Source organism: Flavobacteriales bacterium (genome assembly GCA_013214975.1).
Lineage (GTDB): Bacteria > Bacteroidota > Bacteroidia > DT-38 > DT-38 > DT-38.
In genome coordinates this window covers 1-4,743 of sequence record JABSPR010000322.1, presented here as the reverse complement: position 1 = coordinate 4,743, position 4,743 = coordinate 1, and the positions used below count along the sequence as shown (strand labels likewise).

The 4,743-nt window shown below is 36.9% G+C and carries 4 protein-coding genes; 1 reads left to right on the top strand and 3 read right to left on the bottom strand.

All coding sequences use genetic code 11. The features are described 5' to 3' along the window. The 3 genes from HRT72_10250 to HRT72_10240 form a co-directional block, all read right to left on the bottom strand. Positions 1-2,256: AAA family ATPase (locus tag HRT72_10250; GenBank protein NQY68083.1), on the bottom strand; the 2,256-nt coding region annotated here is incomplete at its 3' end. Positions 2,257-2,369: 113 nt separating this feature from the next. Next, positions 2,370-3,140: a C40 family peptidase gene (locus HRT72_10245; protein ID NQY68082.1), complete on the bottom strand. Its 771-nt coding sequence runs from the start codon at positions 3,138-3,140 to the stop codon at positions 2,370-2,372. A 2-nt stretch (positions 3,141-3,142) separates the two neighbouring features. Further along, on the bottom strand, positions 3,143-4,321 hold the full coding sequence (locus HRT72_10240; GenBank protein ID NQY68081.1) for an acetyl-CoA C-acyltransferase: 1,179 nt from the start codon (positions 4,319-4,321) through the stop codon (positions 3,143-3,145). Between the two features lie 146 nt (positions 4,322-4,467). Between HRT72_10240 and HRT72_10235 the strand changes: the two genes are divergently transcribed. Then, on the top strand, positions 4,468-4,743 hold a 276-nt coding region (locus tag HRT72_10235), incomplete at its 3' end, for a phosphohydrolase (protein ID NQY68080.1).

Here is a 4,743-nt window from a genome sequence, read left to right as displayed (position 1 = left end):
TTTAAGAAGAATGTTTATTTCTTCTTTCATCTGGTCTAAGATTTGATTTTCATTCGCGACGTCTATCTGCGTGTATGCTTTTTCTATAATATCAGCACCTAAATTCGATGTCATAATAATTAGTGTATTTTTAAAATCAGCAACACGTCCTTTACTATCTGTAAGTCTCCCGTCTTCTAAAACTTGTAAAAGGATATTGAAGACTGCAGGGTGGGCTTTCTCTATTTCATCTAGTAATATAATTGAATAGGGCCTTTGCCTAATTGCTTCCGTGAGCTGGCCTCCTTCATCATATCCTATGTAGCCCGGAGGTGCTCCGATAAGTTTAGAGACAGAATACTGCTCTTGGAATTCTGTCATGTCTAATCTTGTTACTGCCTTTTCATCACTGAACAGAAGTTCTGCAAGTGCCTTTGCTAATTCTGTTTTGCCAACGCCAGTGGTCCCCATAAAGATGAAGGAACCAATAGGTCTTTTTGCATCTTGCAAGCCAGCTCTGCTTATTCGTATTGCATTCGAAACAGATTCAATCGCATGATCTTGGCCTATTACGCGCTTTTTGAGTTCGTCTTCTAAATGTAGAAGTTTTTCTTTTTCTGTTTCTATTAATTTGTTAATAGGAATGCCTGTCCATTTGGAAACAATATCTGCTATATCTTCACTGTCAACTTCTTCTTTTAGAAGTTGAGAATTCTGATCCTGGAGTAATTTCACCTTGTCCTTGTAGGTTTTGAATACTTCTTGCTTCTCTATTAAAATGCTATATCTAATTTCGGCCACCTTCGCTAAATCGCCATCTCGTTCTGCTTGTTCTGCTTCGAATTTTAAATCTTCTATTTCTTCCTTGAGGATTTGGATACCGTCGATGATATCTTTCTCTTCTTGCCATTTGCTTTTCATCGCATCTCTTTCTTCTTGAAGATTGGCTAGCTTCTCATTCAATGCAGAAAGCTTATTGTGATCCTTTTCTCTTTTTATTGCCTCCCTTTCTATTTCGAATTGTTTAATCTTTCGTTCTAGTTCATCTAATTCTTCGGGCATCGAATTGATGTCCATCCTGATTTTCGCACCAGCTTCATCAATTAGGTCAATTGCTTTATCGGGTAACTGACGATCGGAAATATAGCGTGTCGATAATTCCACGGCCGCTATGATTGCCTCATCTTTGATTCTTACTTTATGATGCGATTCGTACTTTTCTTTTAAGCCTCTCAGAATTGAAATAGCATCCAGTGTATTGGGTTCATTAATAAGCACTTTTTGGAATCGTCGTTCTAGTGCTTTGTCTTTTTCGAAATACTTTTGATACTCATTCAATGTAGTTGCACCAATTGCTCTAAGTTCACCTCTGGCGAGAGCCGGTTTTAATATATTGGCTGCATCCATAGCCCCTTCTCCACCACCAGCACCAACTAAGGTGTGTATCTCATCGATAAATAAAACAATCTCCCCTTCAGAGCTTATTACCTCTTTTATTACAGATTTTAGTCTCTCTTCAAATTCACCTTTGTATTTGGCGCCAGCTATTAAAGCTCCCATATCCAACGAGAAAAGCTTTTTTGAAATCAGGTTTTCAGGTACGTCTTTGTTTATTATTCGATGTGCAATTCCTTCAGCAATGGCTGTTTTACCTACACCTGGTTCCCCAATAAGAATGGGGTTATTCTTTGTTCTCCGAGAAATTATTCGAAGAACACGTCTGATTTCTTCATCTCTCCCAATAACAGGATCTAGTTTTCCATTCAATGCCATCTCGTTTAAGTTGACAGCATACTTCCCTAATGCGTCGTAAGTTTCTTCCGCACTTTGACTATTCACTTTTGCTTCTTTTCTTAATTCGTTAATTGCTTTGGTTATTTCTTTTTCGTTTACACCGGCATCCTTTAAAAGGTTTCCCGTACTATCATTAGAGTTAATTAACGCTAAGAATAGAAATTCGATTGAAATGAATTCATCTTTGTTCTCTTTGGCTAATTGTATTGCTCTCGTTAATGTTTGATTTGCATTAGGACTTAAATATTGATTTCCATTTTCCACTTTTGGAAGAGAGGAGGTAATACGGTCTAACGCAGACAATAGAATATTGTAATTGATTCCAGATTTTTTTAATAAAAACGGAACAGTACTCTTGTCAACCGAAAAGATTCCTTCTAGAATATGACTGTTCTCAATGCTTTGATGCTTCTTTTCGACGGTCAATTGTTGCGCCATTTGAATTGCTTCTTGAGATTTGGTTGTGAATTTATTAAGATCCATAGCTAGAGATTTAATGTTTGGTTCGAGAAGGTCAAAGAGTTTGCCACATTAGAAAAAGTCTAATTCTTTGTCAGGATGGCGCTTGCGTTGTAATAAGGAATGTCAATATGGCACTAGAAGTGCCTTTTGATACTATGAAGAAAATGTGTGTATTCGTTAGAATCTTTATTGAAAATTCCTTTAGAATCCAGTCGGTCTTGCCTTACAAAACCGGAGGCATGTAGAATAACATTGCCCTCAAGAATAATTCCCACATGGGTAATAGCTCCTTTAGGGTTGTTGAAGAAAGCTAAGTCTCCGGGTTGAGATTCACTTACCTCTTTTATTAGTGTTCCTTGAATTACTTGCTGTGATGCGTCCCGCTTTATTTTAATCCCACAAATCTTATATACCATTTGAGAATATCCAGAACAATCGATTCCGAAAATAGATTTACCACCCCATAAATAAGGAGCACCGGCATATATTTTAGCTATTTCTATTAACCTTTTGGGTTCAACCACACTTTTTGTTTCTATGTCGTTAGATAGAGTAAATTGAAGATCGGCGATTTTTCCTTGGCCATTTTTATATTGGGGGAGACTGCTTCCTATCGAAATGACAAAATTAACGGATGAAGTATCTAAAAGCGCAAGTTTACTAATCAATAGATTGTTCGTTGTCGAATTAACTTGAATAAACTCTTTTTCGCTAATTTTTCGAACTTGCTTTGCACAAATCCACCCTTCATAATCGTCGAAAGCAACTCTGATTTTTGTCCAGTTTTTTATTTCTTCTAGAATAGTATAGTGATCACCAAATAATAGCTGAGTGCACATTTCATGTATATCACCTGGGTTTGTCCTCACTGGGACAATACTTAATATGGTAATTCCATATTCCATCTTTACATTAATTCGATTACAATAGCTGAAGCACCACCGCCTCCATTACATATTCCCGCTACACCAATCATTCCTTTATTTTGTTTCAGAACATTAATCAATGTTACTATAATCCTAGCTCCAGAACAACCTAATGGGTGTCCAAGAGAAACGGCACCACCATTAACATTGACTTTAGCGGGATCTAAATTTAATAGTTGATTGTTGGCCAGAGATACAACAGAGAATGCTTCGTTAATTTCAAAATAGTCTACATCACTAATTGTTATCCTTGCCTTTTTTAGAGCAATCGGAATTGCTTTAGAAGGAGCTGTTGTGAAATTTACTGGTTCTTGAGCCGCATCAGCATGAGCTAATATCTTGGCTAGTGGTTTAATACCCAGTTCGTCTGCTTTGTCTTTACTCATAAGTACCAACGCTGCAGCGCCATCATTAAGAGTAGAGGCATTGCCAGCTGTTACCGTACCGTCTTTTTTGAATACAGTTCTAAGGTTTGGGATTTTTTCGAGATTGACATTTGTAAATTCTTCATCCGTATCAATGATTTTGGGATCACCTTTTCGTTGTGGAACTTCCACAGAACAAACTTCATCACCGAACTTTCCTTCAGACCATGCTTTAGAAGATCTTTGATAAGACTCTATTGCATAATTATCTTGATCTTTTCTGGATATGTTATTGTTTTCAGCACATAACTCTGCCGCTAAACCCATGTGGTTGCCATCGTATGCGTCAGTTAAACCATCGCTTACCAAGCCATCGATAATTTGTCCATTACCTAAGCGGTATCCATTCCTCACCTTGTCTAAGTAATAAGGAACTGCAGACATATTTTCCATTCCTCCAGCTACAACGATATCATTATCTCCTGTTAATATAGATTGTGCTCCAAGCATGATTGCTTTCATTCCAGAGGAACATACTTTATTGATAGTTGTGCATGGCACATTTTCGGATAATCCGGAAAGAATCGCGGCTTGTCGAGCAGGAGCTTGACCCAGATTTGCTTGTAATACATTACCCATTAATACTTCATCCACTTGATTGATATCGATTCCTGAAGAACTGACTGCTTCTCGTATTGCAAAAGAACCAAGTTTAGGAGCAGTTATGGATGAGAGATGACCACCAAAGCCTCCTATTGGAGTTCTTGTGGCCGAAACGATGTAAACTTCTTTCATAAGCTTTATTTAATGATGTTTATAATTAATCACACCACTTAGTTTCAAAGGTAAAAATTTTGAACAATTTTGTATTTGGTGAATATCATTACACTATTGGTTCAATAAAATGCTAAGGATGTATATTTGCCTGTAACGAACGATTTATGAAAAAGATATTCACTTACATCTCCGAAAGACACGAATCTATTTTTAGAATAGGGCTATTTATTTTGGCCACAGGATTTATAGTGTTTTTATTTCCTAAGGAAGGTAAGTTTAAGTACGAGTACCAAAAAGGACTTCCTTGGTCTCATACAGATTTAATTGCTCCATTTCCATTTGCTATTAATAAATCAGCAGATGAAGTAATCATTGAACAAAGTAATGCAAGGCTAGGAGCAAAGGATTATTTCAGAAGAGATAAAAATGGCTATGAAATG